The sequence below is a fragment of the Bradyrhizobium sp. HKCCYLRH2047 genome, assembly GCF_051168175.1.
Lineage (GTDB): Bacteria > Pseudomonadota > Alphaproteobacteria > Rhizobiales > Xanthobacteraceae > Bradyrhizobium.
On sequence record NZ_JBNPUM010000016.1, the window covers coordinates 1 to 23975 of the forward strand.

Annotated in this window: 23 protein-coding genes; 10 read left to right on the forward strand and 13 right to left on the reverse strand. The window is 67.4% G+C overall.

The genetic code is table 11. The features are described 5' to 3' along the window. Positions 1-180: 180 nt before the first annotated feature. The 3 genes from ACQR1D_RS28305 to ACQR1D_RS28315 all read right to left on the reverse strand — a co-directional run bounded on the left by ACQR1D_RS28305 (position 181) and on the right by ACQR1D_RS28315 (position 5291). Positions 181-2508, reverse strand: coding sequence for a TonB-dependent receptor domain-containing protein (locus ACQR1D_RS28305; protein WP_434894220.1), 2328 nt, complete (start codon positions 2506-2508; stop codon positions 181-183). Positions 2509-2667: 159 nt separating this feature from the next. After that, positions 2668-3039, reverse strand: coding sequence for a DUF2946 family protein (locus tag ACQR1D_RS28310; RefSeq protein WP_434845375.1), 372 nt, complete (start codon positions 3037-3039; stop codon positions 2668-2670). Between the two features lie 188 nt (positions 3040-3227). Then, positions 3228-5291 carry a hypothetical protein gene (locus tag ACQR1D_RS28315; protein WP_316178116.1) on the reverse strand — a complete coding sequence of 688 codons (2064 nt, stop codon included), beginning with the start codon at positions 5289-5291 and terminating at the stop codon, positions 3228-3230. Between the two features lie 23 nt (positions 5292-5314). Between ACQR1D_RS28315 and ACQR1D_RS28320 the strand changes: the two genes are divergently transcribed. After that, positions 5315-5431: an ABC transporter gene (locus ACQR1D_RS28320; RefSeq protein ID WP_434882533.1), complete on the forward strand. Its 117-nt coding sequence runs from the start codon at positions 5315-5317 to the stop codon at positions 5429-5431. Positions 5432-5433: 2 nt separating this feature from the next. Here ACQR1D_RS28320 and ACQR1D_RS28325 read toward each other — a convergent pair whose 3' ends face one another. The 3 genes from ACQR1D_RS28325 to ACQR1D_RS28335 are packed head-to-tail and all read right to left on the reverse strand — an operon-like array spanning position 5434 to position 10207. Beyond that, positions 5434-8256, reverse strand: a complete 2823-nt coding sequence (locus tag ACQR1D_RS28325) for a DUF4159 domain-containing protein (protein WP_316178120.1) — start codon at positions 8254-8256, stop codon at positions 5434-5436. Continuing rightward, positions 8253-9209, reverse strand: coding sequence for a DUF58 domain-containing protein (locus ACQR1D_RS28330; protein ID WP_316178122.1), 957 nt, complete (start codon positions 9207-9209; stop codon positions 8253-8255). The genes ACQR1D_RS28325 and ACQR1D_RS28330 overlap by 4 nt, the downstream gene beginning before the upstream one ends. Next, a complete protein-coding gene (locus ACQR1D_RS28335; protein ID WP_315802772.1) occupies positions 9209-10207 on the reverse strand; it encodes an AAA family ATPase in 999 nt (332 codons plus the stop codon). The genes ACQR1D_RS28330 and ACQR1D_RS28335 overlap by 1 nt, the downstream gene beginning before the upstream one ends. A gap of 264 nt (positions 10208-10471) precedes the next feature. Between ACQR1D_RS28335 and ACQR1D_RS28340 the strand changes: the two genes are divergently transcribed. From ACQR1D_RS28340 to ACQR1D_RS28360, 5 genes are read left to right on the forward strand one after another with little or no spacing between them, the layout of a single operon-like run. Further along, the gene (locus tag ACQR1D_RS28340) at positions 10472-11092 is read left to right on the forward strand and encodes a DUF1285 domain-containing protein (RefSeq protein ID WP_434887422.1); all 621 of its coding nucleotides are present in this window, start codon (positions 10472-10474) and stop codon (positions 11090-11092) included. Between the two features lie 8 nt (positions 11093-11100). Next, on the forward strand, positions 11101-11763 hold the full coding sequence (locus ACQR1D_RS28345) for a CoA pyrophosphatase (protein ID WP_434887423.1): 663 nt from the start codon (positions 11101-11103) through the stop codon (positions 11761-11763). Beyond that, positions 11760-12023: a DUF6111 family protein gene (locus ACQR1D_RS28350; RefSeq protein WP_434887424.1), complete on the forward strand. Its 264-nt coding sequence runs from the start codon at positions 11760-11762 to the stop codon at positions 12021-12023. The genes ACQR1D_RS28345 and ACQR1D_RS28350 overlap by 4 nt, the downstream gene beginning before the upstream one ends. After that, positions 12020-13270, forward strand: coding sequence for a CCA tRNA nucleotidyltransferase (locus ACQR1D_RS28355; protein ID WP_434887425.1), 1251 nt, complete (start codon positions 12020-12022; stop codon positions 13268-13270). The genes ACQR1D_RS28350 and ACQR1D_RS28355 overlap by 4 nt, the downstream gene beginning before the upstream one ends. Then, on the forward strand, positions 13267-14043 hold the full coding sequence (locus tag ACQR1D_RS28360; protein ID WP_434894219.1) for a TSUP family transporter: 777 nt from the start codon (positions 13267-13269) through the stop codon (positions 14041-14043). Before ACQR1D_RS28355 ends, ACQR1D_RS28360 begins: the two co-directional genes overlap by 4 nt. 10 nt (positions 14044-14053) lie before the next feature. Here ACQR1D_RS28360 and ACQR1D_RS28365 read toward each other — a convergent pair whose 3' ends face one another. From ACQR1D_RS28365 to ACQR1D_RS28390, 6 genes are all read right to left on the reverse strand, one after another. Then, positions 14054-15994: a diguanylate cyclase gene (locus ACQR1D_RS28365; RefSeq protein ID WP_434840520.1), complete on the reverse strand. Its 1941-nt coding sequence runs from the start codon at positions 15992-15994 to the stop codon at positions 14054-14056. A gap of 206 nt (positions 15995-16200) precedes the next feature. Then, positions 16201-16926 carry an HAD family hydrolase gene (locus ACQR1D_RS28370; protein WP_434840521.1) on the reverse strand — a complete coding sequence of 242 codons (726 nt, stop codon included), beginning with the start codon at positions 16924-16926 and terminating at the stop codon, positions 16201-16203. A 31-nt stretch (positions 16927-16957) separates the two neighbouring features. Continuing rightward, positions 16958-17845 (reverse strand): oxygen-dependent coproporphyrinogen oxidase, encoded by an 888-nt coding sequence (gene hemF, locus ACQR1D_RS28375; RefSeq protein ID WP_434840522.1) that lies wholly within the window; start codon positions 17843-17845, stop codon positions 16958-16960. Between the two features lie 105 nt (positions 17846-17950). Beyond that, positions 17951-18319 (reverse strand): 6-pyruvoyl trahydropterin synthase family protein, encoded by a 369-nt coding sequence (locus tag ACQR1D_RS28380; protein ID WP_315802876.1) that lies wholly within the window; start codon positions 18317-18319, stop codon positions 17951-17953. 16 nt (positions 18320-18335) lie between these two features. Continuing rightward, positions 18336-18968, reverse strand: coding sequence for a 7-carboxy-7-deazaguanine synthase (queE, locus tag ACQR1D_RS28385; RefSeq protein WP_315802781.1), 633 nt, complete (start codon positions 18966-18968; stop codon positions 18336-18338). Next, positions 18965-19447 (reverse strand): tRNA (cytidine(34)-2'-O)-methyltransferase, encoded by a 483-nt coding sequence (locus ACQR1D_RS28390; RefSeq protein ID WP_434840523.1) that lies wholly within the window; start codon positions 19445-19447, stop codon positions 18965-18967. Before ACQR1D_RS28390 ends, queE begins: the two co-directional genes overlap by 4 nt. Before the next feature lie 280 nt (positions 19448-19727). Between ACQR1D_RS28390 and petA the strand changes: the two genes are divergently transcribed. The 4 genes from petA to ACQR1D_RS28410 all read left to right on the forward strand — a co-directional run bounded on the left by petA (position 19728) and on the right by ACQR1D_RS28410 (position 23660). After that, positions 19728-20258 (forward strand): ubiquinol-cytochrome c reductase iron-sulfur subunit, encoded by a 531-nt coding sequence (petA, locus tag ACQR1D_RS28395; RefSeq protein WP_315802877.1) that lies wholly within the window; start codon positions 19728-19730, stop codon positions 20256-20258. A gap of 60 nt (positions 20259-20318) precedes the next feature. After that, positions 20319-22391, forward strand: coding sequence for a cytochrome c1 (locus ACQR1D_RS28400; RefSeq protein ID WP_434840524.1), 2073 nt, complete (start codon positions 20319-20321; stop codon positions 22389-22391). Between the two features lie 115 nt (positions 22392-22506). Further along, positions 22507-22839: a YnfA family protein gene (locus ACQR1D_RS28405; protein ID WP_434840525.1), complete on the forward strand. Its 333-nt coding sequence runs from the start codon at positions 22507-22509 to the stop codon at positions 22837-22839. A gap of 146 nt (positions 22840-22985) precedes the next feature. After that, on the forward strand, positions 22986-23660 hold the full coding sequence (locus ACQR1D_RS28410; RefSeq protein WP_315802785.1) for a dienelactone hydrolase family protein: 675 nt from the start codon (positions 22986-22988) through the stop codon (positions 23658-23660). Between the two features lie 45 nt (positions 23661-23705). Here the strand turns inward: ACQR1D_RS28410 and ACQR1D_RS28415 are convergent, their stop codons facing one another. After that, positions 23706-23909, reverse strand: a complete 204-nt coding sequence (locus tag ACQR1D_RS28415) for a hypothetical protein (RefSeq protein ID WP_315802786.1) — start codon at positions 23907-23909, stop codon at positions 23706-23708. Positions 23910-23975: the final 66 nt, after the last annotated feature.

The following is a 23975-nucleotide window of genomic DNA, read 5'->3' on the forward strand; positions in this document are numbered from 1 at the left end:
TTCAACGCCATCTCCAAGAGCCGCCAAGAAAACGAGAATACCAAGCGTTAATTTGGTAAGTTAGCGCCAATGGCGGCCGCCACACGCACAAACCTCGCGGAGAGTCCCCCTCACCCGGATTGCATCTGGCGATGCAATCCGACCTCTCCCCGCAAGCGGGGCGAGGTGAGGACCTCGCACTCAGAACTTCAGATTGGCGAAGATCCGCACGCCGATGCCGGGCAGCAGCACCTCGTCCTTTGTGTAGGACACGGAGTTGCGGATCTTCTCGTTCAACAGATTGTTGCCGACCATGCCGACCAGCATCTCGCGCGCGCCGAACATGTTCGGATCGAGTTTGGTGCGATAGCTGACCTCGGCCTTGAGCAGGTTGTAGCCTGGCGTCGGCGTCTCCGCGATCGGCGCGATATCGTTCTGCGCGAAGGCGTGCAGCAGATTGATGCGGGTCAGCCAGTTGGCGTCGCGCCAGAACAGGCCGCCGCCGACGCGCATCGGCGGAATCCGCGGCACATTGGTGCCGTCCGCGAAGGTGGCGCGGACGACGTCGAACTGGTTCTCGATGCCCCAGATGCCGGTGCCGAGCGAAGCGACATCGAACTGGCTCTGGAACTCGAAGCCGCGGAACAGCGCGTTGCGCTGCGAGTAGACCGCCTGGTTCAGTCCGGCGCCGATGGTGCCGCAGGAGGCAAAATCGTCGCCGCACATCACGCCGGTCAGCCGCCGATAGATGAAGTTGCTGAACTGCGTGTAGTAGGCGGTGGCCTCGAAGCGGAAAGGGCCGGTGGCCTTGCGCAGTCCGGCCTCGACGGTTTTGGCCGTCTCGATGGTCAGGTTCGGATTGCCGATGTCGAAGGTTGCGGTCGCATCATGGCCGCCGCGCGAGAACAGCTCGGCTGGCTTCGGCGCGCGCTCGACATATTGCGCGGTGACGCTCGCCACGAGATCGCCCGGCAGGTTCTGCAACAGGCCGACGCTCGCGCTCTTCGGCGTGTACGACGGATTGCGGGCGATGTTGGCCTGTGGCGTGCCGTCCGGCAGATAGTCGACCGGGAAGTTCGGCGTGGAGCCGTTCAATGAGACGTGCTCGATGCGGGCTGCGACCTGCGCCTTGGTCGCCGGTGTGAAGGCGAACTCGTTGAAGACGTAGCCGGCGACGCGGTTGTTGGTGTTGGGGCCGAACAGTCCGTTGAACACCGAGCCGGGATTGTCGGGGCTCGGCGCATTCAGCTCCTGGTGTCCGGCCTGCACGCCATAGGCTGATGTCAGCGTGGCGAAGCGCAGATTGACGGGCATCATCTGCATCTCGACGCGCGCTTCCTGCTCGCGGTTGGTGAAGGTCTGGCGCACGCCGTCGGTGGTCGGATCGGCGGGGTCGGCGAGGCCGACCTCGTTGTGCCGATAGTCGGTCGCGCCGGCCCAGAAGCGGATGGCGTCGATCGCCGCGGAGTCCGGGCGGTACTCGCCCTTGGCGGTGATCTTGGTCTGGTGCGCGTCGATCCGCGTCCGGCTGTCGGCGCCGTCGATGCCGGGGATGTGGTAGAGCGCATCGGTCTGCGTGATCGCAGCGCCGACGAAGCCGCCTGAGAAGAAGTAGCTGCCGCCGAGCGAGGCGCCATCGTTCTGCACGGCGGAGTTCGGCTGCCGGCCGTTCACCGGGCGGGTCTGGTCGAACAGATAGGGGTAGCCGGGAATGGAGTAGTCGCCGGTCTTGCGGCCGTAGGCATCGGCATGGACAGCGAAATTGCCGCCGCCGGCATCGAGCAGCACGCCGCCCTCGACGCCGCGGTCGACCGAGCTGAACGAGGTGCGCGTTTCCGCGGTGACGCAAGGCGCGCTGCCCACGGCCGGCGCGCTCGCCGGCAGGCCATAGGTTTGGAACGGCGCTGTCGAACAGGTCGGCACCGCATTGGGAATGCGGTTGTTGGTGGCGCTCACGACGCCGCCGATCGAGGTCGAGCCGTAGCGCAGCGCCGCGGGGCCGCGGACGACCTCGATCTGGTCGCTGGTGAGCGGATCGATCGGCACGAAATGATCTTCGCCGAGATCGGACGCACCGCCGCCGCCGATGCCGTTCTCGACGATGCCGACGCGGTTGACGTCGAGGCCGCGGATGATCGGCCGGCTCGATGCGCCCGGCGCGAAGCTCGAGCCGGTGATGCCCGGCTTGGAATTCAGGAGATCGCCGAGCGTTGCCGCGCCGGAGCGGCGCAGCTCCTCGTTCGGCACCACCGTGACGGTCGCGAACTGGTCGGTGATGATGGGCGTCACGCCCTGCTGCGGCGGGGGCGGCGCGGTCTGTGCCTCGCGCGCGGGCGCCGGCGTGCGTGGGCCGCTGCGCGCCACGCGCGCGGTGGGATTGGGCCGCGGCACCACCGGCTTGCGGGCACGGATCGGGCTCGGTGCGGTCACTGTGACCTCGGGCAGTTCGGCCGCCGGCTTCGCCGGATCGTCAGCGCGCGCGGGCGCACCCAAAACGCACAACAAGGCTGCGGCGCTGCAGCCCGACATCAAGGCTCTCGACAACATCTTTCAATTCCTGATCCTGATCAGGCGTCCCACGTCTTTCGTTGCTGGCGGGATGCGCCTGCCGTCGGGTTGCGACGGACCCATTCCTGCACGCGGCCGCCGTGCGCTCGCGCAGCGGGGCAGCGTTTCGAGCGGCTCAGATCAGGCGGTGGGAGGAGCGCGCGGCTGGAAGGCGGTGTCGACGACGACGGCCGCGACAGTGGCGGTGATCGCATCGGGCAGCCGGAATGCGACCGCTTCAGGAGGCGTCAGAACGGGCGCTGGCGACAGCAGGATCGATTGCGCCATCGCCATGACGGCGCAGATGGCGCATCCGTCAGCGGAGGGCTTCTGGTCGGGGTCCTGGCTTGCGGGAGAGGAGCCGGTATGGGCCTGCGCGGTCGTGATCCGGCCGCCGTCCAGCGCCTGCGCGGAAAGCCAATGGACATGGCCGAACGCGAGCGCGAATTGCAGCACCAGCGCAAACAGCGCCAGCCGCGAGACATCCTTGATGTTCGCGCGAAACCAGCTCATCGCCAGCTCTGGCACATGTGAATAGGCCATCCCCGTTCGGCCGAAAGGCTCAGCCGTTGTTACAATGTAACATCGCAAGGGGGCTTCACACCTGTCAATCAGCGCACTGCGACGGCGGGTGGAATCCCCGTCGCTGTGCCCTTCGCGCCACGTCGCACGAGGCGGTGGCGCGTGCTCGTGTCGTTGTGTCAGCGACCCTCGCGCAGCCAGGTGGCGGCGAGCGCGCCGAGCAGCAGCAACAGGCCGATCACGCCGGCGAACATCGGCAGCACGCCGACGCCCTTGACGACGCTGGCGTCGCGCATCCGCACGCCCATCCAGCCGTCGCCGCTGAACAGCGTCGATGACCTGACGGGGACGATGCGCGGCATGTCGATGCCGGATCCGTCGGCGATGCGGCGGGCGTCGCCGCCGGTGGCCTGTGCCAGCGGCTTCAGCGTCTCGGTGGTCGAAGTGACCTCGGAGAATTCCTTCGGATTGGTCGGGCCGACATTGATGAGCGCCTTCAAGGTGCCGTCCGTGGCCTGCCACAGGCCGAGCTCGTTGGCCGGCAAGGTCGCGCGCCATTCGCCGGGATCGCCCTGGCTCAACGTCAGCTCACGCGTCTGGCCGGACGGCGAAGTCACGGTGACCGGCGGCACGGTGTCGCCCATGGTCTGGCGGATGACGGCGAGATCCTTGCCCTGGATCTGGAGTCGCAGCGCCTCCTCATCCAGGTCAGGCTGCTGCATCAGCCAGTGCGACGTGCGTCGGAGCAGGTCGAGATGCGGACCGCCGCCCTCGTAGCCGCGCGCCCACAGCCAGATGTGGTCGGATAGCAGCAGCGCGACGCGGCCGGCGCCGAAGCGCGACAGCAGCAAGAGCGGCTTGCCGTCGGCGCCGGTCATCACCGGCGGGCTGACCGCATTGCGCGTCTCGACGGTGCGGAAGAAGCGGCTCCAGCGCGGCGGCTCGGAGCCCGAGCCTTCGAGGCCGCGCGTCACCGGATGCCGTTTGCCGGCGTCGGACAGATGCGCATAGAACGGCTTCTCGGTGACGCCGACCGGCTCGGCGGGCAGCACCGAGTCGAGCGGTGTGCGCCAGATGCTGGTGTTGGAGGCGTAGTCCGGGCCGGCCGAGACCAGCACCGCGCCGCCATTGCGCACGTAGCGCGCGATGTTGTCGAAATAGGCGACCGGCAGCACGCCCTGGCGGGCATAGCGGTCGAAGATGATCAGCTGGAATTCGTTGATCTTCTGCTGAAACAGCTCGCGGGTCGGAAACGCGATCAGCGACAGCTCGTTGATCGGGGTGCCGTCCTGCTTCTCCGGTGGCCGGAGGATCGTGAAGTGGACGAGATCGATGCTGGCGTCTGACTTCAACAGGTTGCGCCAGGTACGCTCGCCCGAATGCGGCTCGCCCGACACCAGCAGCACGCGCAGCTTGTCGCGGACGCCATCGATCGAGACCACCGCGCGGTTGTTGACGAGGGTCAGCTCGTTGTCGAGCGGCGAGGCTTCGATCTCGACGATGTTCTGACCTTCGTGCTTGACGTCGACGTCGACATTGGCAGCCTGGCCGCTGGTCAAGGTGCGCTCGCTGATGACCTCGCCGTCGCGGCGGATCACGACCTTCGCGCTGGCGCCCGCGATGCCCTGATCATCGAGCCGGAAGCTGATGGTCTGGGGCTGGCCGACGATGCCGAAACGAGGGGCCGCGGTGATCGCGACGCGGCGGTCACGCTCGGCCTTCTGGCCCGTGATCAGGGCCTGCAGCGGAGCCTGGAAGCCGAGCGCGGCGAGGTTGCCGGGAATGTCGTGCACGCGGCCATCAGTGATCATGAAGGCGCCCGCGACCCGATCGACGGGGACGTCCGACAGGGCCGATGTCAGCGCGCTGAACAGATGCGTGCCGTCGGTCTCGCCGTCCGCCTGGCCGGCATCGACCACGCGGACCTCGAGGCCCTTGATCTTCTTCAGGCTGTCGACCAGCGACTCCTGGGCCGCCTGGGTCTGCTTGTTGCGGTCACCGAAATTCTGGCTCGGGCTCTTGTCGACCACGACGGCGGCGACCGAGCTCAGCGGCTCGCGGTCCTCGCGCGTGAACTGCGGATTGGCCAGCGCGAGCGCGATCAAGGCCAGCGCGGTGACGCGGATCCAGGCCGAACGCGAGCGGCCGAGCAACAGCAGCGCCGCGATGACGACGATCGCGCCGATCGCGAGCCACAGCACGATCGGCGGGACCAGAGGTGTGAACGCGATGCCGTAGTTCATGAGGCAAACTCGCAGTTGTCGTCATGCCCGGCCTCGTGCCGGGCATCCACGTCGCGCAGCGTGCGCCGCTGGTCGTGGATGGCCGGGGCAAGCCCGGCCATGACGGCTATGGGTTTGGCGCGACCTTCGCGCACAGCTAATTTCATTGCCCGAGCCGTTCGATCAGCGCCGGTGCGTGCACTTGATCAGCCTTGTAGTTGCCGGTCAGCGTGTACATCACGATGTTGACGCCGGCGCGGAAGGCGAATTCGCGCTGCCGCGGCTCGCCCGGAACCATCGGCAGCATGGCCTGGCCGTCGGGGCGGATGGCCCAGGCACCGGCCAGATCGTTGGAGGTGATGATGATCGGCGAGACACCGTCGCCGCCGCGCGCCGGGCGCGAGGCGCTGTCCTCGTCCTCGTCCTTCGGCAGCGCCTCGACCCAGGTCTGTCCTGTGGTGAAGCGGCCGGGGAAGTCGCGCAGCAGGTAGAACGTCTTGGTCAGCACGTGCTCGCGCGGCACCGGCTCGAGCTCGGGCACATCGAGCGACGACAGGATCTCGCGCAGCGACTGCATGCCCGGGGTCTGCTGCGCGCCGTTCTCGCCGGGGGGCGCCTCGACCGCGTCGCGGGTATCGAAGATCACTGTGCCGCCCTGCTTCATGTAGGCATCGATCTTGTTGATCGCGTCCTGCGGCGGCTTCGGCACGCCCGGCACGATCGGCCAGTAGATCAGCGGGAAGAAGGCAAGCTCGTCATGGGCGGGATCGACGCCGACGGGATCGCCGGCTTCGAGCGCAGTCCGCTGCGCCAGGAACAAGGTCAGTCCGGTCAGCCCGGCCTTGACGATGGAATCGACGTCGGCATTGCCGGTCACGACATAGGCAAGCCGCGTCTGCGACACCGCGCGCATCGCGAAATCATCGCTTGCCGCATCGGCGCGCGCGGTGGTCGGCATTGCGACGGCGAGCAGGGCGCCGGTTGCAAGCACCGCAAGCGCGATGGACGCGGGTGCTGCACGTCGCCGCCGTGCGAGCGAGGCCAGCGCGCCGCCGAGGAGAGCGACGATGACCGCGTCGATCAGGAAAAGCAGCAGTGCGGTCGACAGCAGGATGCCCCGGAGATCGCGCGGCTCGGCGGTGGTGTAGCTGGCGCGGTTGGCGCGCAGCGCCGACGTGTCGAGCTGAAGAATGCGATCGGCGGGGCTCAGCGTGTTCACTGCGGTGGGTCCCTCGGCTGGGCCATAGAATCCGGGCGGATGATCCAGCGAAGCCCGGTCGTTGAAATCGGCCGGCAGCGGCTTGGCGGTCGAAGGCGGCGGTCCGAAGGCGCCGAAGCCGTCGAGGATGTGCAGCGGCGCCAGCGTGGCCTTGGCGGTCTCGCCAGCGGGACCCGGTCCCGGCGTCGAGGTGTAGCCGGACATGTCGACGATGCGGCGGAGCATCTCGACCATCGCGCCGGACATCGGCAGATCGGACCAGCGCATGTCCGCGCTGACGTGGAACAGCGCGATCAGGCCTTTGCCGCGATGCTCGCCGGTGACGAGCGGCGTGCCGTCCTCCAGCGATGCCCAGCTCTTGGTCGCCAACACGGCGTCGGGCTCGGCGAGGACCTGGCGGTTGACGGTGACGTCCTTCGGCACGGTGATGCCGGCGAACGGGCCGTCGGCAGCAAACGCTGCCAGATGCTGCGGCTTCTCCCAGGTCAGGCTGCCGCCGAGCGTGCGGCCGCCGCGGCGCAGCTTGACCGGCACGAGATCGTCGTCGCCTTGCGCGAGGCGCGGTCCGGCGAAACGGACCAGCACGCCGCCGTTCTCGATCCAGCCGTTGAGCCGGTCGCGCAACTCCGGAGACAGCGTGCCGACATCGGCCATCACGATCATCGGCACCTTCTGGTCGAGGAATTGCGTGATGACCTGCTGCGGCGCACCGCGGTCGCCGAGCCGGAGATCGGCGAACGGCGACAGCGCGCGGGTGAGGTAGAAGGTCGGGGCGAGCAGCGGCTGCGCGGTGTCGCTGGTGGCGCCGGAGACGATGCCGACGGCGCGGCGGCGCCAGCGCTTGTCGAGCAGCTGTACGGCTCCAGCCGAGCGCTCGCCCGCGATCTCCAGCCGCGTGATGTCGTTGCGCAGCTCGACCGGCAGGTCGAAGCTCGCCTCGGCGTCGTGCGCGCCGGCGGCGAAGCTGAATTGTGCCTCGCCGAGCGGCGAGCCCTTGGCATCGAGCGCGCGGACGATGCCACCGGGAACGGAGAGATCGGCGCGCAGCACCTTCACCGTCATCTTGGCGGCGGCGTTCTCGGCACCGGCGAGCGCCAGCGGCGAGGGCGTGCCGCCTTCGAACACCGTCAGGCTGCGGTCGCCGATGGTCTTAGCGAGACCCGTCACGAACTCGCTGCCGCGGCCGGGATCGACGCCGTCGGAGAACCACATGATCTCGGCATCGCCGGTCGCCTTCAGGAAGCGATCGAGCTGCGGCAGCGCATCGGCGCGCTCGGTCGTGTAGGCCTTGGGCGTGATCTGGCGCAGCGCGACGCGCGCCGCGCCGGCCGCCATCAAGGTGAGGTCACGCGCGGGCTCCGACAGCGGCAGCAGCGCGACGCCGCGGCGGTCGGCATCGGCATTGGCGATGATCTCGTCGGCGGCCCTGATGCGGGTGTCCCAGCTTGCGGCCGCGCTCCAGCTGTCGTCGAGCAGCAGCACCAGCGGCGCCTTGCTGCCGACGGCCTCGGTGCGCGGATTCCAGATCGGGCCGGCCGCGGCGAAGATCACGAGCGCCGCCGCGATCAGCCGCAGCAGGGTCAGCCACCACGGCGAGCGCGACGGTGTCTCTTCCTTGGGCGTGATGTCGAACAGGAGGCGGGTCGGCGGAAACTCGATCCGGCGCGGCCGCGGCGGCATCACCCGCAGCAGCCACCACAGCACCGGCAGGCTGACGAGGCCGGTCAGCAGCAGCGGTTCGGCGAACGACAGCGGCAGGCCCATCATGCGCCGAGCCCTCCGGGGCCAGCGCCCACTTTGACGCCGCCGCGCGCGCCGACCTTCGCGGTCGTCATGCCGGCGTGCAGGAACAGCAGCAGCTCGGCGGCCGAGCGGCTGGTGGTGTGGGTGGTGAACAGCCAGTCGAGCCTGCCGGTCTCGGCGCGGATCTGGTCGCGATGCAGCGCCACGCGGGCGACGTAGTCTTGCGCCCAACTCTCGGCGCGGCCGGCGGTGATCACCTCGCCGCCTTCCGGCTCGACGAACTCGACGCGGCCGGAATAGGGGAAGGTCTCCTCGGCGGGATCGACCACCTGCACCATCGTGCCGTGTGCGCCCGACGCGGACAGGCCGGCCAGCATGGTGCTGATCTCCGAGATCGGCGACCAGAAGTCGGACAGCACGACGATCTCGGCGAGCGCCGAGGGGACGAAGGAGGGCGGCAGGCTGGGCCTGACCGCCTCATCGTGCAGCATCGCCTGCGCGATGCGGTCGATCACGTTGCGGCTCGCGGTCGGATTGATCAGGCCGGGAATGCCGACGCGTTCGCCGCCGGCGACCAGCAGCTCGGCCAGGGCGAAGGTCACGATCAGGGCGCGCTCGAGCTTGCTGTCGCGCGCGCCTTTCGACGCGAACGCCATCGAGGGCGAGCGGTCGGGCCAGATCCACACCGTGTGCGCGGCCTCCCATTCCTGCTCGCGGACATAGAGATGATCGTCGCGCGCAGAGCGGCGCCAGTCGACGCGCTGCGACGGCTCGCCGGAAACGAAGCGGCGATATTGCCAGAAGCTTTCGCCGGAGCCGGCGCGACGACGGCCATGCAGACCATGGATCACGTTGGCGGCGATCTGGCGCGCTTCCAGCACGAGACGCGGCAGCGACGATGCCAGCGTCCGGCTTTCGCCATCGGCACGCCGTATCGCGAGAATTTCCTTGTCGGCGTGCCCCGTCGCTGCGGCCATCAGCCAATCCGGCTCTTCAGTTGGCGGATCACGTCCGGAATGGTGCGTCCCTCGGCGCGCGCCGGGAAGGTCAGCGCCATGCGGTGCTTGAGCACGGGCTCGGCGAGATCGAGCACGTCGTCGATCGAGGGCGCGAGGCGGCCGTCGAGCAGCGCGCGCGCGCGCACCGCGAGCATCAGCGATTGGCTGGCGCGCGGACCGGGGCCCCAGGCGATCAGCTTGCCGGCCTCGCCGGCCTCCGGACCGGGACGCGCCGAGCGGACCAGCGACAGGATCGCCTCGACCACGGAATCGCCGACCGGCAGGCGCCGCACCAGGCGCTGGGCCGCGATCAACGCATCGGCCGTCATCGCGCCCTTGGCGGCGCTCTCCTCGGCGCCGGTGGTCTCGAACAGGATGCGGCGCTCGGCGTCGCGATCGGGATAGTCGACGTCGATCTCCATCAGGAAGCGGTCGAGCTGCGCCTCGGGCAGCGGATAGGTTCCTTCCTGCTCGAGCGGATTCTGGGTCGCGAGCACGTGGAAGGGCTTGGGCAGGTCATGACGGGCGCCTGCAACGGTGATGTGCTGCTCCTGCATGGCTTGCAGCAAGGCCGACTGCGTGCGCGGGCTGGCGCGGTTGATCTCGTCCGCCATCAGGAGCTGCGCGAACACCGGGCCGGCGATGAAGCGGAACGAGCGCTTGCCGCCGGCGCTCTCGTCCAGCACCTCGGCGCCGAGGATGTCCGACGGCATCAGGTCCGGCGTGAACTGGATGCGCTTGGCATCGAGGCCGAGCGTGACGCCCAGGGTCTCGACCAGCTTGGTCTTGGCAAGGCCGGGGACGCCGATCAGCAGCGCGTGGCCGCCGGACAGGATGGTCACCAGCGTGTTCTCCACGACGCGGTCCTGGCCGAAGATGACGCTGGAAATCGCATCCTTTGCCGCTCGGATCTGGCCGGAGACCTGTTCGGCCGACCGGACGATCGCATCCTCGAGCTTCTCGGCACTCTCAGCCATTCCGTCGCTCCTTCTGCCCCGCATCTTCAACTTTCGGACGGACGTTCCGCTCCAGTTTGCCGGGGAAGCGGATGCCAATCTATGCGAAGGCGCTGTATTCGTTGAGTTAAACTATCCCCATATTATCGGCATTACGGGGTATTGACGGCATCACGTTATGGCGACCTTACATGACCTGCAGGGCCGCCAGGAACTTTTGCACAGACGACGGCGATGGAATCTTGCACCAATCGTGCCAAGGTGGACGCAAACTCAAGGCAAACCATGGCGAAGCAAGGGCAGACCACCGACAACGCACTCGGCACCGTCAACGGACTCGATCGGCTGACGTCGGCGGCAACGCAGGCTGGCACATCCGCAAGAGGACTGCCGCCGGTGCATTTGTGGAATCCGCCATTCTGCGGCGATCTCGACATGCGAATCGGCGGTGATGGTAGCTGGTACTACATGGGCACGCCAATCGGTCGGCCGGCGCTGGTGCGACTGTTCTCGACGATCCTCAAGCGCGAGGGTGATCGCTATTTCCTGGTCACGCCGGTGGAGAAGGTCGGCATCCGCGTCGATGATGTCCCCTTCACGGCCGTAGAAATGCGGACGGAGAGCGATGCGCGCGGGCCGTCGCTGCATTTCCGCACCAATGTCGACGACTGGGTCGGGTGCGATGCCGAGCACCGCCTGCGCTTCGAGCCCGGCGAGAGCGGCGGCCTGACGCCCTATCTGCATGTGCGAGCCGATCTCTGGGCCAAGGTGACGCGGGCGCTCTACTACGAGCTTGTTGACATGGGTGAGGAGCGGATGATCGATGGGCGTGTCATGTTCGGCGTGGGGTCCGGCGGCGCGTTCTTCCCCATGGCCGATGCAGAAGAGGTGAGGGCGGCGCTTTGAACCAGCCCATGGTGAGGAACGGGGCCGCCGCTGTGCTCAATTCAGCGGATTTCTTCGCGCGGGGCCGCGCGCGGCTGGGCTTCGACGTTCCGCAGGCCCTGCTCGATCCCGATGTCATTCCGGCCAGCGGAGATTCCGGCACCGACCGCATGCTCGAGATCATCTCCCGCGAGCAGCCGATCCGCCCCGCGGCAGTGCTGATCCCGGTGGTCGACCATCCCGAGCCGACGGTCCTTTTGACCCAGCGCTCGCCGAACCTCTCGAGCCATGCCGGACAGATCGCCTTTCCCGGCGGCAAGATCGACGTCACCGATGCCTCGCCGCTCGATGCCGCCCTGCGCGAGGCCGAGGAGGAGGTCGGGCTCGACCGCAGCTTCGTCGACCCGATCGGCTATCTCGACGTCTACGGCACCGCCTTCGGCTTCCGCATCCTGCCCACGGTGGCGCGGGTGCGGCCCGGATTCACGCTCAAGATCAACGAGGGCGAGGTCGACGACGCCTTCGAGGTGCCGCTGGCCTTCCTGATGGACCCCGCCAATCATCAGCTGCATTCCAAGGAGTTTCGCGGCATGGAGCGCTCGTATTACGCGATGCCGTTCGCCGAGCGCTACATATGGGGCGCCACAGCCGGCATCCTTCGGGTCTTGTACGAACGGATATGCCGGCCATGATCCGTGGCGTGTTGACGGAAATCGGAATTTTCCTCATTCCTTTTGCGGTTTATGTGTTGTTCTTGCTCGCGACCAAATCGGGGCTGTTGGTGCCGGCCAGCTGGCCCTTTCATCTGATCACAAAATTGACGGTGGCGGCGCTGGTGTTGGTGATTGCAAGTCTGGTCCTGGTCGCCGAATTCTCCGGCGCGCCGCCGCGTTCGACCTACGTCCCCGCTCATGTCGAGAACGGCAGGCTCGTTCCAGGGGTCGAGAAATGACCGGCGCGCGGGTGCTGCACGCGCCCTGGCTCTCGTCTGGTCCCGCCGCGCGCGTGCTTGCGCTGCTCAATTGCGACGGCGAGGAGGCGCGGGTGGTCGGCGGCGCCGTGCGCAATGCGCTGCTCGGCATCGCCATCGGCGACATCGACATCGCGACCACGGCGCTGCCGGCGGAGGTGCTCCGGCGCGCCAAGGCGGCGTCGATCAAGAGCGTGCCGACCGGCATCGACCATGGCACCGTGACCCTCGTGCTCGAGGGGCATCCGTTCGAGGTCACCACCCTGCGCGAGGACACCGAGACCTTCGGCCGCAAGGCCAAGGTCGAGTTCGGCCGCGACTGGGTCGGCGACGCGCACCGGCGCGACTTCACCATCAATGCGCTGTCCGTCGGGCCCGATGGCGTGGTGCATGATCACGTCGGCGGCCTCGCCGACATCGCCCAGCGCCGCGTGCGCTTCATCGGCGATCCCGCCCAGCGCATCGCCGAGGATTACTTACGCATCCTGCGCTTCTTCCGCATCCATTCGGCATTCGGTCATGGCGCCCCTGATCGCGACGGCTATCTGGCCTGCATCGCCGGCCGTGCCGGGTTCGCCTCCCTGTCGGCCGAGCGCGTGCGCATGGAGATGCTGAAGCTGCTCGTCACCGACGGCGCGGTCGGCGCGGTCACGGCGATGGCGGATGGCGGGTTGCTGACGGCGATCCTCGGCGGTGTCGCCTATCTCGGTCCGTTCGCCGCGATGATCGGCATCGAGCGCGAGCTGGAGCTGCCGCCGAACGCGGTCCGCCGTCTCGCTGCGCTTGCGGTCGCCGTGACCGAGGATGCGCGCCGTCTCGGCGTCAGACTGAAGCTCTCCAATGCCGAGACCAAGGCGCTCGACGGCATGGGCCATCGCTGGTGGCGGTTCGCTTCCGCCGACGAGGCGCGGGTCCGGCGTCTGCTGTATCGTCTCGGCGAGACCGTCTATCGCGACCGGCTGATGCTCGGCTGGGCGCGGGCGCGCGATCGCGACGACCGGCGCTGGCGCGAGCGTGCGCTGTTGCCGCAGCGCTTCACGCCGCCGAAATTGCCGTTGAAGGCGGCCGATTTCATCGCGCGAGGGGTTGCGGAGGGACCGCTTCTTGGTCATGTGCTCACCCTCGCAGAAGATGCCTGGCTCGCGGCGGACTTTCCGCTCGACGAGGCATCTCTGAACGCGATCGCCGACCAGGCGGCGGCGCGCGTCAACCGCGACGGACGTTCATGAATTTTCTGGCAGGCTTTGCCGACATTTCGCTGCTGCAACTCCTGCTCGTCGCTTCCGTCGCTCTGTTCGCTTCCATCATCGGCGGTCTTGCCGGCTACGGCACGGGCGCCCTCATGCCGCTCGTGCTGGTGCCGATGGTCGGGGCCGAGCCGGTGGTGCCGATCATCGCGATCTCGGCGATTCTCACCAATCTCAGCCGTGTCGTCGCCTATGTCAGCCATGCCGACCGTACCCGCGCCGGAATCGTGATCGCGGCAGCCGCGCTCACGACGGCGCTCGGCGCCTACGGCTACACCCGGCTGACCAATGCCGGCGCGGCCTTCGTGATCGGCACGATGCTGATCATGAGCGTTCCGCTGCGGCGGATCCTGCGCAAGCGCGAGGTCAGGATCGGCAATGGCGGGCTTGCTGCCGGCGCGGTCGGTTATGGCGTGCTGGTCGGCGGCACCTCCGGCTCCGGCGTGATCCTGCTGTCGCTGCTGATGGCCGCCGGCCTCGAAGGCGCCGCGGTCATCGCCACCGACGCGATGATCTCGGTCGCGACGGGCGTCATCAAGATCTCGGTGTTCGGTTTGGCAGGCGTCGTCACGGCGCAAGTGCTGGCCTTCGCGCTGCTGATCGGCGCGGTCGCGGTGCCCGGCGCGTTCCTTGCCAAGGCCTTCGTCGCCCGCATGCCGGTGCACATCCACGCGGCCATCCTCGATGCCGCCGTCATCACCGGCGGCGGCGTGATGATCGCGTCGGCGCTGCGACACCTGCTGCCGGCGGGGTAGCTTTCCGGCGTCAGGCCACCTGCTGGCCCGTCTCCCGATCGGATGGCGTGATGGTGTCGGTCTCCGCACGTGCCACGATGGCATCGAGCGCGGCGACGGCCCGGTTCGTCACCTCGTCGAGCGGCGGCACCATGCCGCCCGAGGCGAGCTCGACCCGGTTGCGGCCCTTGTGCTTGGCGCGGTACAGCGCCCCGTCGGCCACGCGCAGGATCTCCGTCAGGTCGAGGCCAGCCTCGGGATAGGCGGCGACGCCGACCGAGATCGTCACCCGCGGCAGCATGCCTTCGCCATAGCTGATGTTGAGCGCTTCGACGCGGGTGCGCAACTCCTCGGCGCGCAGCGCGGCTTCCTCGATTCCGCAGTTCGGCAGCATCACGACGAACTCTTCGCCGCCGAGGCGGCAGGGCACGTCGTCGCCGCGGAACGTGGCCTTGAGGATCTCGCCGACATGGCGCAGCACGGTGTCGCCGGCTTCGTGACCGTGATTGTCGTTGAACGATTTGAAGTGGTCGATGTCCAAGGTCACCACGCTCAGCGGCGTCTGATTGCGCGCGGCGCGCAGCAGTTCGCGGCGTGCCGTCTCGATCAGATAGCGGCGATTGTTCAGCCCGGTCAGCGTATCGCGTAGCGACTGGTCACGCAGGCCTTCGCGCAGCTTCATGTTGGCGATGGCAATCGACAGGTGCTCGGCGCAAGCGAGCGCGAGACGAGCCCGATCGGCGAAGCGCGCCTTGGCCTCGGCCGCGGTGTCGCGGTCGTCGAAATTGTAGGCGACATGCAGCAGTCCGACGGTCTCGCCATGGGCCAGGATCGGAATGCAGCAGTAGTTCTCATTGGTCTCGTGGTGCACGTGGTCGCAGCGGAATTCGACCTCGCTCGTGCCATGGACGTAGACATGGCCGCGGCGCAGGCTCCAGCAATCGTCGGGGTGCAGGGTCCGGGTGGGCAGCGTGCCGTTCCATTCGGCGGCCAGTTCGAGCACGTCGCGGCTGTCGGCGTAGATGTAGAGCGCGCCCGTGCATTCCGGCATCAGTCCGCCGAGCACGGTCGAGATCATCCCGTAGAGCTCGCTCTCGGACTTGGCCGATTGCAGCCATTCGCTGAGCTCCGACAGGGTTCGTGTCGCCGCGTTCAGGCGTTCGTTCTCGACCAGGCTCTTGCGGAACACGGCCAGCGCCCGCGCCATCATGCCGAGCTCGTTGCTGTGGCCGGCATAGGGAATCTCGGTCTGCAGCTCGCCCCTGGCGATCGCCTCCATGCTGCGGGTGATGCGGAAGATCGGCATCGAGACATCGTGGACGACGAACAGCAGCGTCGCCAGCCCGATCAGCACGCTGACGCCGTTGACCGACCACAGCACCAGGCGAAACACCTGGGCATCCAGCGTCGCGCTCTCGATCGCGCTGTCGGCGCGATGGTCGGCGAGCCTGATGCCGTGTCCGATTGCATCGACCACGGCCTGGAAGACCGGCGGCGTTTCGATGTTGACGACATGCTCCAGGCGGTCGCGGCTCGCCCCGACCTCCGGCTCGAGCATCACCGCCTGCTGCTTCTGGTACAGGTCCCATTTGTTGACGAACTCGTCGAACGCCATCTTCAACGGCGCGTCGGTGCCGATCGTGTCCTGGAAGCGCGCGATCTTCGCATCGACGTCGGTGGTGCGGCGTCTCAGCTCCTGCTCGGACGCGGCGCGTGGCTCGGCCGCGGTGGAGAGGGCTGCGCGGATCGCGACGAGATGGGTGTGGGCGATGCTGACGTTGAGATCACCCAGGGTGTGAATCTTCGGCAGCCGGTCGCGGTTGATGTTCTCGATCGCGTCCTGCAGCGCCGACAGCCGCATCGTCGCCATGACCGACACGCCGGCGAGGATCGCCAGCAGCAGGAAGACGGACGTCAGGAGCGAGTTCTTGATCGACACGCCCAGGGAGATCTGCGGCAGATTGAGAGCCATGACACCGACGCTGCTCGAACCGGCTTGCGATCGGTCGAAGCGGCGCGCAAGGACTGGCGCCTATTCCCCTCCAAGCCCCGCAGCGAATAGACGCTTGTGCGAATTTCGATTCGGTTACGGGCAGGCCGCAGGTCAACGGGGGAGGGCACGAACGGCGCGCGCGGTTAAAGGCGCGTGTCCCGTCAAGGTGAACGACGGGCTAACGCTCAGGCCGGCACCAGCTCGGTCAGCGAGCGGATGATGCGGTCGGGCTTGACGTCGGTGCCTTCGGGCAGGCCGTCGCCATGGACGTCGATCCAGATCGAATAGATGCCGAGCCGCTGCGGCGCGACGATCTCCCATTCGAGATTGTCGCCGATCATCCAGGTGTCGTCCGGGCCGACGCCGAGCCGCTCCATCGCATGCCAATAGGCGCGCTCCTCCGGCTTGCCGAAGCCGTGCTCGCCCTCGATCTGGATGTGGTCGAAGCGATGCGCCAGCGCGAAGCGCTCGATCTTGGCGCGCTGCTGGCCGGCCTCGCCGTTGGTGACGAGCGCCAGCCTGACGCCGCGCGCCTTGAATGCGTCGATCGCCTCGTGCGCCCCGGGGAAGACGAACATCTGCTCGTCGCGATAGCCGGTGAAGCGGTCGGCGATGCGGATCGCGAGCTCGGTCGGCAGGGCGGCGCCGGCGCTGGTCAGCGCCGCGAAGCCGCCCTTCACCACCTCCTGCCGCGCCTGGATCAGCTTCATCCGCCACTCCGCGCCCGCGACCGCCCAGAAGCTGCGCGCGGAGGCCAGGATCGCGGCGGCCACGGCCTGCGGCGTATGCGGCGCGAGTTCGTCGGCGAACTCGGTGGCGACGATGTTCCAGGCGATCTCGGGACGGCCATAGGCCGACAGGATGGTGTCATCCATGTCGATCAGCATGGCGCGGGGCAGGGCGGCGGTCATAATGAGCTTACGGGTCAATCAAACAAGGGTTTCAGGGCCATTTCACTTCAGGCGGCATCGACGACAGAATGGACTCCACATTGCCACCGGTTTTCAGCCCAAATGTGGTGCCGCGGTCATAAAGCAGGTTGAATTCCACATAGCGCCCGCGCCGGATCAGCTGCTCCTCGCGGTCCGCCTCGGTCCAGGGCGCGGCGAAATTGCGCCGGACCAGCTCGGGATAGATGGCGAGAAAGGCGCGGCCGACGTCCTGGGTGAAGGCCAGGTCGGCCTCCCAGTCGCCGGAATCGTGATGGTCGTAGAAGATGCCGCCGATGCCGCGCGGCTCCTTGCGGTGGGGCAGGTAGAAGTACTCGTCGCACCAGCGCTTGTACTTGTCATAGGAGGCGACAGCCGCGTGTGCGTCGCAGGCACCTTTCATCGCGGCGTGGAAGGCGACCGTGTCAGGGTCCTCCTGGGTGCGGCGGCGGTCCAGCACCGGCGTCAGATCGGCGCCGCCGCCGAACCAGGCTTTTGTCGTGACGACGAAGCGCGTGTTCATGTGCACCGCCGGCACGTGCGGCGACCACAGATGCGCGATCAGCGAGATGCCGGAGGCCCAGAACCGCGGGTCTTCCGAGGCGCCGGGAATCTGGCTGCGGAATTCCGGGGCGAACTCGCCATGCACGGTCGAGCAGTGCACGCCGACCTTCTCGAACAGCCGGCCGTGCATCATGCTCATGACGCCGCCGCCGCCATGCCCGCCGCCATGGTCGGTGCGCTCCCACGGCGTGCGCACGAACCGGCTCGGTGCGCGCGGATAGAGCGCAGCCGGCGCCTCGTCCTCGAGCCGCTCGAACGCCGCGCAGATCTGGTCGCGCAGGCTCTCGAACCAGGCGCGGGCGCGGGCCTTGCGATCCTCGATGGCGGCGATGGTCATGGACGCTCCCCCCTGGCACATTGGCGGTCACCCCGCCGTCAAGAGTCCATGACAGCCGGAGGTGACAGTGCTGTTGTCGCTACGGTTCGGTCCTACCACAATCGATCAGGCCTGCGGACCGAAATAGGTGCAGGTCTCGCGGCAGCTGTCGCGGTGGACGCTGACCTTGGTGACATGGCCGATGGAGCGGACGCGCTCATAGATGAAGCGCGACAGGTTCTCCAGCGTCGGCAGCCCGATCGCCTCGATCTTGTTCAGGAACTTGTGGTCGAGCATGGTCTGGATCTCGCCCAGGCGCTGCGTCAGCACGCCGAAATCCACCACCATGCCGGTCTCGGGATTGGTCGCATCGCCCCGCACCGTCACCTCGGCGCGGAATGAGTGGCCGTGGATCTCCTGGCTGGCTTCGCCGAGCGTCGTGATCGGCAGCGTATGCGCGGCCTCGAAGGTGAACGACTTGGTCAATTCCCACATCGTGTCAGTCACAATCCTATCTGATGCCGATCATCTTGTGCGTCTGCAGGCTGAGCCGCCATTGCGGATGATGCTGGCAGTAATCGATGGCGCGCGCCGTGTTCGCGGCCGCCTCGGGCCCGTCCATCGGCTGCAGCGAGAAGCGCTCGAAGGCGAGGCCGTCGAACCGCTCCGGCTCGGCTCCCTGCTGCGGATAGACCAGCTTCAGCTCGTGGCCCTGCCGCAGGTTCAGCTCGGCGCCGGCCTTCGGGCTGACGCAGATCCAGTCGATCCCGTCAGGCGGAATGAGCGTACCGTTGGTTTCGACCCCGACCGCGAAGCCGCGGGCGTGGAGCGCTTCGATCAGGTCGGCATCGACCTGCAGCAGCGGCTCCCCGCCGGTGAGGATCGTATAGCGGTCGGCCGCCCCGCCTGTCCATTGCCCGGCGATGGCCGCGGCCAGGTCGGCGGCATTGGCGTAACGGCCGCCTAGCGTGCCGTCGGTGCCGACGAAATCGGTGTCACAGAACCGGCACGTCGCGGTTGCGCGGTCGGCCTCGCGGCCGCTCCACAGGTTGCAGCCGGCGAAGCGGCAGAACACGGCGGCACGGCCCGCCTGGGCGCCTTCGCCCTGCAGGGTCATGAAGATTTCCTTCACCGCGTAGCTCACGCTCCGGCTCCTTGTGACTGCAATTGGACGAATTGTCCGGTCTGGCGCAGCGCCTCGCCGGTGGCGATCGCCGCCGCCATCGCCACGTTCAGCGAGCGCAGTCCGGGCTTGAGCGGAATCCGCAACCGCGCATCGGCCGCTGCCGCCACGCCGTCCGGCACGCCGGCGCTCTCGCGCCCGAGCAGCAGGATGTCGTCCGGCCGGTAGCTGACCTCGAGATAGCAGGTCGCGGCCCTGGTCGTCAGCAGCAGCAGGCGATGGCCCGCTCCGGACCGCCAGGCCTCGAACGCGCTCCAGGAATCGTGCCGCCGCCAATTCAGCTGGTCCAGATAGTCCATGCCGGCGCGGCGGAACTGGCGGTCGGACACCGGAAAGCCCGCCGGCTCGATGATGTGGGCCGCGAGCCCGAGGCAGGCGCAGAGGCGCAGAATCGTTCCGGTGTTCTGCGGAATGTCGGGCTGATAGAGCGCGATCTGCATGCGAATTGGTCTTAAGACTGAGGCTGAAAGTCCGCTTCGGAAGCGGGAATTGGTGCATGGCGTGCTGCAGGGCCGATAGCGGGCTTGCGCTCGTATCGCAAGGGTGCCAATAGAACGATTCTGGACGGCTTGTTCCCCAGGGGCGGTGGAGCGAGCCGTTTTCTGCCGCCGCGGGGGACGCGGGCGCCGGCAGGATCTCCCGGTCACGTGATCTCCCAGGTCGAGATCGTCAGACGTCGAGCGGGGCGGTTCCACCGGCTGCAACGAAGAAAGGGTTGGAATCGTGACAGCGTCTACTGCGGATCATCCGACACGCCGGGATTTTCTTTTCGTCGCCACGGGCGCTACCGCGGCAGTCGGCGGTGTGCTCGCCCTGTGGCCCTTCATCTCCCAGATGAACCCCGATGCCTCGACCATCGCGGCCGGTGCGCCGATCGAGGTCGATCTCGCGCCCGTCGCCGAAGGACAGGACATCAAGGTGTTCTGGCGCGGCAAGCCGATCTACATCTCCCACCGCACCAAGAAGCAGGTCGAGGAAGTGCGCGCGGTGCCGGTGTCGAGCCTGCCGGATCCGGCGACCGACCAGTCCCGCACCAAGGACGGCCACGAGCAGTGGCTGGTCGTGATCGGCATCTGCACCCATCTCGGCTGCATCCCGATCGCGCATGAAGGCAATTACGACGGCTTCTTCTGCCCGTGCCACGGCTCGCAGTACGACGCTTCCGGCCGCGTGCGCCAGGGACCGGCGCCGCTCAACCTTCCCGTCCCGCCCTATCAGTTCGTTTCCGACACCAAGATCCAGATCGGCTGAGCAGACGTTTGTCTTGAGCTCACGCTCGATCGTGCAAGATAATTTCTTCAGGAACGCATCATGAGTGGACCTTCTGACTACCAGCCGAGCCACCCCGCCTTGAAGTGGCTCGAGCAACGACTTCCGATCATCGGCCTGGTCCACTCGTCCTTCGTTGCCTATCCGACGCCGCGGAACCTGAACTACTGGTGGACGTTCGGCGCCATCCTTTCGATCATGCTGGGCGTGCAGATCGTCACCGGCGTCATCCTGGCGATGCACTACACGCCGCACGCCGACATGGCCTTCAAGTCGGTCGAGCTGATCGTGCGCGACGTGAACTACGGCTGGCTGCTGCGCAACATGCATGCCTCCGGCGCGTCGATGTTTTTCCTTGCCGTCTACATCCACATGTTCCGCGGCCTGTATTACGGGTCATACAAGGCGCCGCGCGAGGTGCTCTGGATCCTCGGCGTCATCATTTATCTCCTGATGATGGCAACGGGCTTCATGGGCTACGTGCTGCCGTGGGGCCAGATGAGCTTCTGGGGCGCCACCGTCATCACCAATTTGTTCTCGGCGGTGCCCTATTTCGGCGAGAGCATCGTGACCCTGCTGTGGGGCGGCTACTCCGTCGGCAATCCCACCCTGAACCGCTTCTTCGCGCTCCACTACCTGCTGCCGTTCCTGATCGCCGGCGTGGTCGTGCTGCACGTCTGGGCGCTGCACGTGGTCGGCCAGAACAATCCGGCCGGCGTCGAGCCGAAGACCGAGAAGGACATGGTGCCGTTCACGCCCTATGCCACGATCAAGGACTTCTTCGGCGTCGCCTGCTTCCTGATCTTCTATTCCTGGTTCATCTTCTACATGCCGAACTATCTCGGCGACGCCGACAACTACATCCCGGCCAACCCGGCGGTGACCCCGGCGCACATCGTGCCCGAATGGTACTACCTGCCGTTCTACGCCATCCTGCGCTCGGTGCCGAACAAGCTCGCCGGCGTGATCGCGATGTTCGCGGCGATCATCGTGCTGGTGTTCCTGCCCTGGCTCGACTCGGCCAAGACCCGCTCGAACAAGTACCGTCCGCTCGGCAAGCAGTTCTTCTGGATCTTTGTCGTCGTCTGCGTCGGCCTCGGCTATCTCGGCGCGCAGCCGCCGGAGGGCGTCTACGTCGTGCTCGGCCGTATCCTGACCGTGCTGTACTTCGCCTACTTCCTGATCGTGCTGCCGCTGCTCGCCCGCATCGAGCGGCCGCGGCCGCTGCCGAACTCGATCGCCGACGACGTGCTGGCGAAGTCCGGCCGCAAGGCGGCGCCGATGGTCTCGACCGTGATCGCGCTGGTCGCCGCGGTGTCGCTGCTCGCCGGCAGCATGGGCGATGCCCGTGCCAGCGAAGGCCAGGAGAACCCGCCGTCGGTGAAGTGGTCGTTTGCGGGTCCGTTCGGCACCTTCGATCGCGGCGCCGTGCAGCGAGGCCTCAAGGTCTACAAGGAAGTCTGCTCGAACTGCCATTCGCTGAACTATGTGGCGTTCCGCAACCTGGCCGAGCCCGGCGGTCCCGGCTACTCGCCCGCCCAGGCGGCCGCCTTCGCCGCCGAGTACAAGATCAAGGATGGTCCGAACGACGCCGGCGATATGTTCGAGCGCCCGGGCCGCCCCGCCGACTACTTCCCGGCGCCGTTCCCGAACGAGCAGGCCGCGCGGGCCGCCAATGGCGGCGCGGCTCCGCCGGACCTGTCGCTGATCGCCAAGGCGCGCTCCTACAAGCGCGGCTTCCCCTGGTTCCTGATCGACTTCTTCACCCAGTTCCAGGAGCAGGGCCCGAACTACGTCAACGCGCTGCTGCAGGGCTATGAAGAAACCCCGCCGCACGGCGTCACCATCCCGGAGGGCTCGTACTACAACAAGTACTTCCCCGGCCACGCGATCAAGATGCCGCCGCCGCTGTCCGACGGCCAGGTGACGTTCGACGACGGCTCGCCGGCCACCGTGAAGCAGTATGCCCACGACGTCGCGACCTTCCTGATGTGGACCGCCGAGCCGCACATGGAAGCGCGCAAGCGCCTCGGCTATCAGGTGTTCATCTTCCTGATCATCTTCGCCGGGCTGATGTACTTCACCAAGAAGCGGGTCTGGGCCGCCGCGCATTGAGCGGAGCGCGAGCCATCGCCGCATGCGATTGAAAAAGCCCCCTCTGGGGGCTTTTTTGCTTTTGGCCGCTCTGGCCGTCGTAGCGTTGACGAGGCGCGGCAGAGGAGGGGACGCAATGACGTCATTGTTGGCCTTCGCAGGCGCCGCCGTGCTCGAGATCGGCGGCTGCTTTGCGTTCTGGGCTTGGCTGCGGCTCGGCCATTCGCCGCTATGGCTGTTGCCGGGGATGGTCGCGCTTGCCGGCTTCGCCTATCTGCTGACCCTCGCCGACAGCCCGCTCGCCGGCCGCGCCTACGCCGCCTATGGCGGCATCTACATCACGTCGGCGCTGCTGTGGGGCTGGCTGGTCGAAGACCATCGCCCCGATCTGTGGGACGCCGCCGGCGCCCTGATCTGCCTCGCCGGCATGGCCGTGATCCTGTTCGCGCCACGGTCGCTGCCGGTGTAGCGCGGCGACCCGTGGCCGAGCGTGGCGACATCCGGCTACGAAGGCGGTCACGTTGAAGCGAACCCGATCCCCTCCCGTCGCGCCGGACGCGCATTTGCGGTAAACCGCATTCCCAACGTCCCAAACAGAAATTGCGGAGGACCATCATGGGCACACTCATCAGCTTCAAGCGCCCCGACGGCCAGGAGGCCAAGGGCTATCTCGCCAAGGCGGCGCAGGGCAATGCGCCGGGCGTCGTCGTCATCCAGGAATGGTGGGGCCTGCAGGATCAGATCAAGGGCATGTGCGACCGGTTCGCGCTGGCCGGCTTCAACGCGCTGGCGCCGGATCTCTACAAGGGCACGGTGGTGCCGTATCACGACACGGATGCGGCAGGCCGCGAGATGAACTCGCTCGATTTCATGGACGCGACCACGCAGACGGTGCGCGGCGCCGCGCAATATCTCGCCCGTAACGGCGCCAAGGTCGGCCTCACCGGCTTCTGTCTCGGCGGCGCGGTGACGATCATCGGCGCCACCCGGATCGCTGAGCTGACCGCGGGCGTCGTGTTCTACGGCATTCCGCCGGAGCAGGCAGCCAAGCCCGCCGACGTCAAGATTCCGCTGCAGGCCCATTTCGCCAACAAGGACGATTGGTGCACGCCGGCGCTGGTGGACGGCTTCGAGGCGGCGATGAAGGCCGCCGGCAAGTCGCTCGAGCTCTACCGCTACGACGCCGAGCATGCCTTCGTGAACGAGCAGCGCATGACCGTGCACGACCGCGCGGCCGCCGAGCTCGCCTGGGGCCGCGCCACGGCGTTCTTCCACAAGCATCTCGGCTGAGCTGAGGGCAGGGGCGCACCGGTCCGAAGCGGTGCCGCGCGGACTTTACACCGCGCGGACGGCCTTGATCTCGGCCGACGTCTGTTCGGCCTCGTCGCGGGACGAGGCGTCGTCGGTCGGCTCCAAGGGACGGGCGGGATCGATGCTGGTCGCCGCGTCGGCGGAGCGCCGTCGACGCTTCGTCCTCTTCGCCTGCGCTTCCAGGAAGCAATCGAGCAGCGTCTGCTGCTTCGGAAGCGCATGCGACACAGAAGGCTGTTTGCCGCGAGCCATGTTAACCAAGGTAATTCAATATGGTTAACCAATCATTGCCAT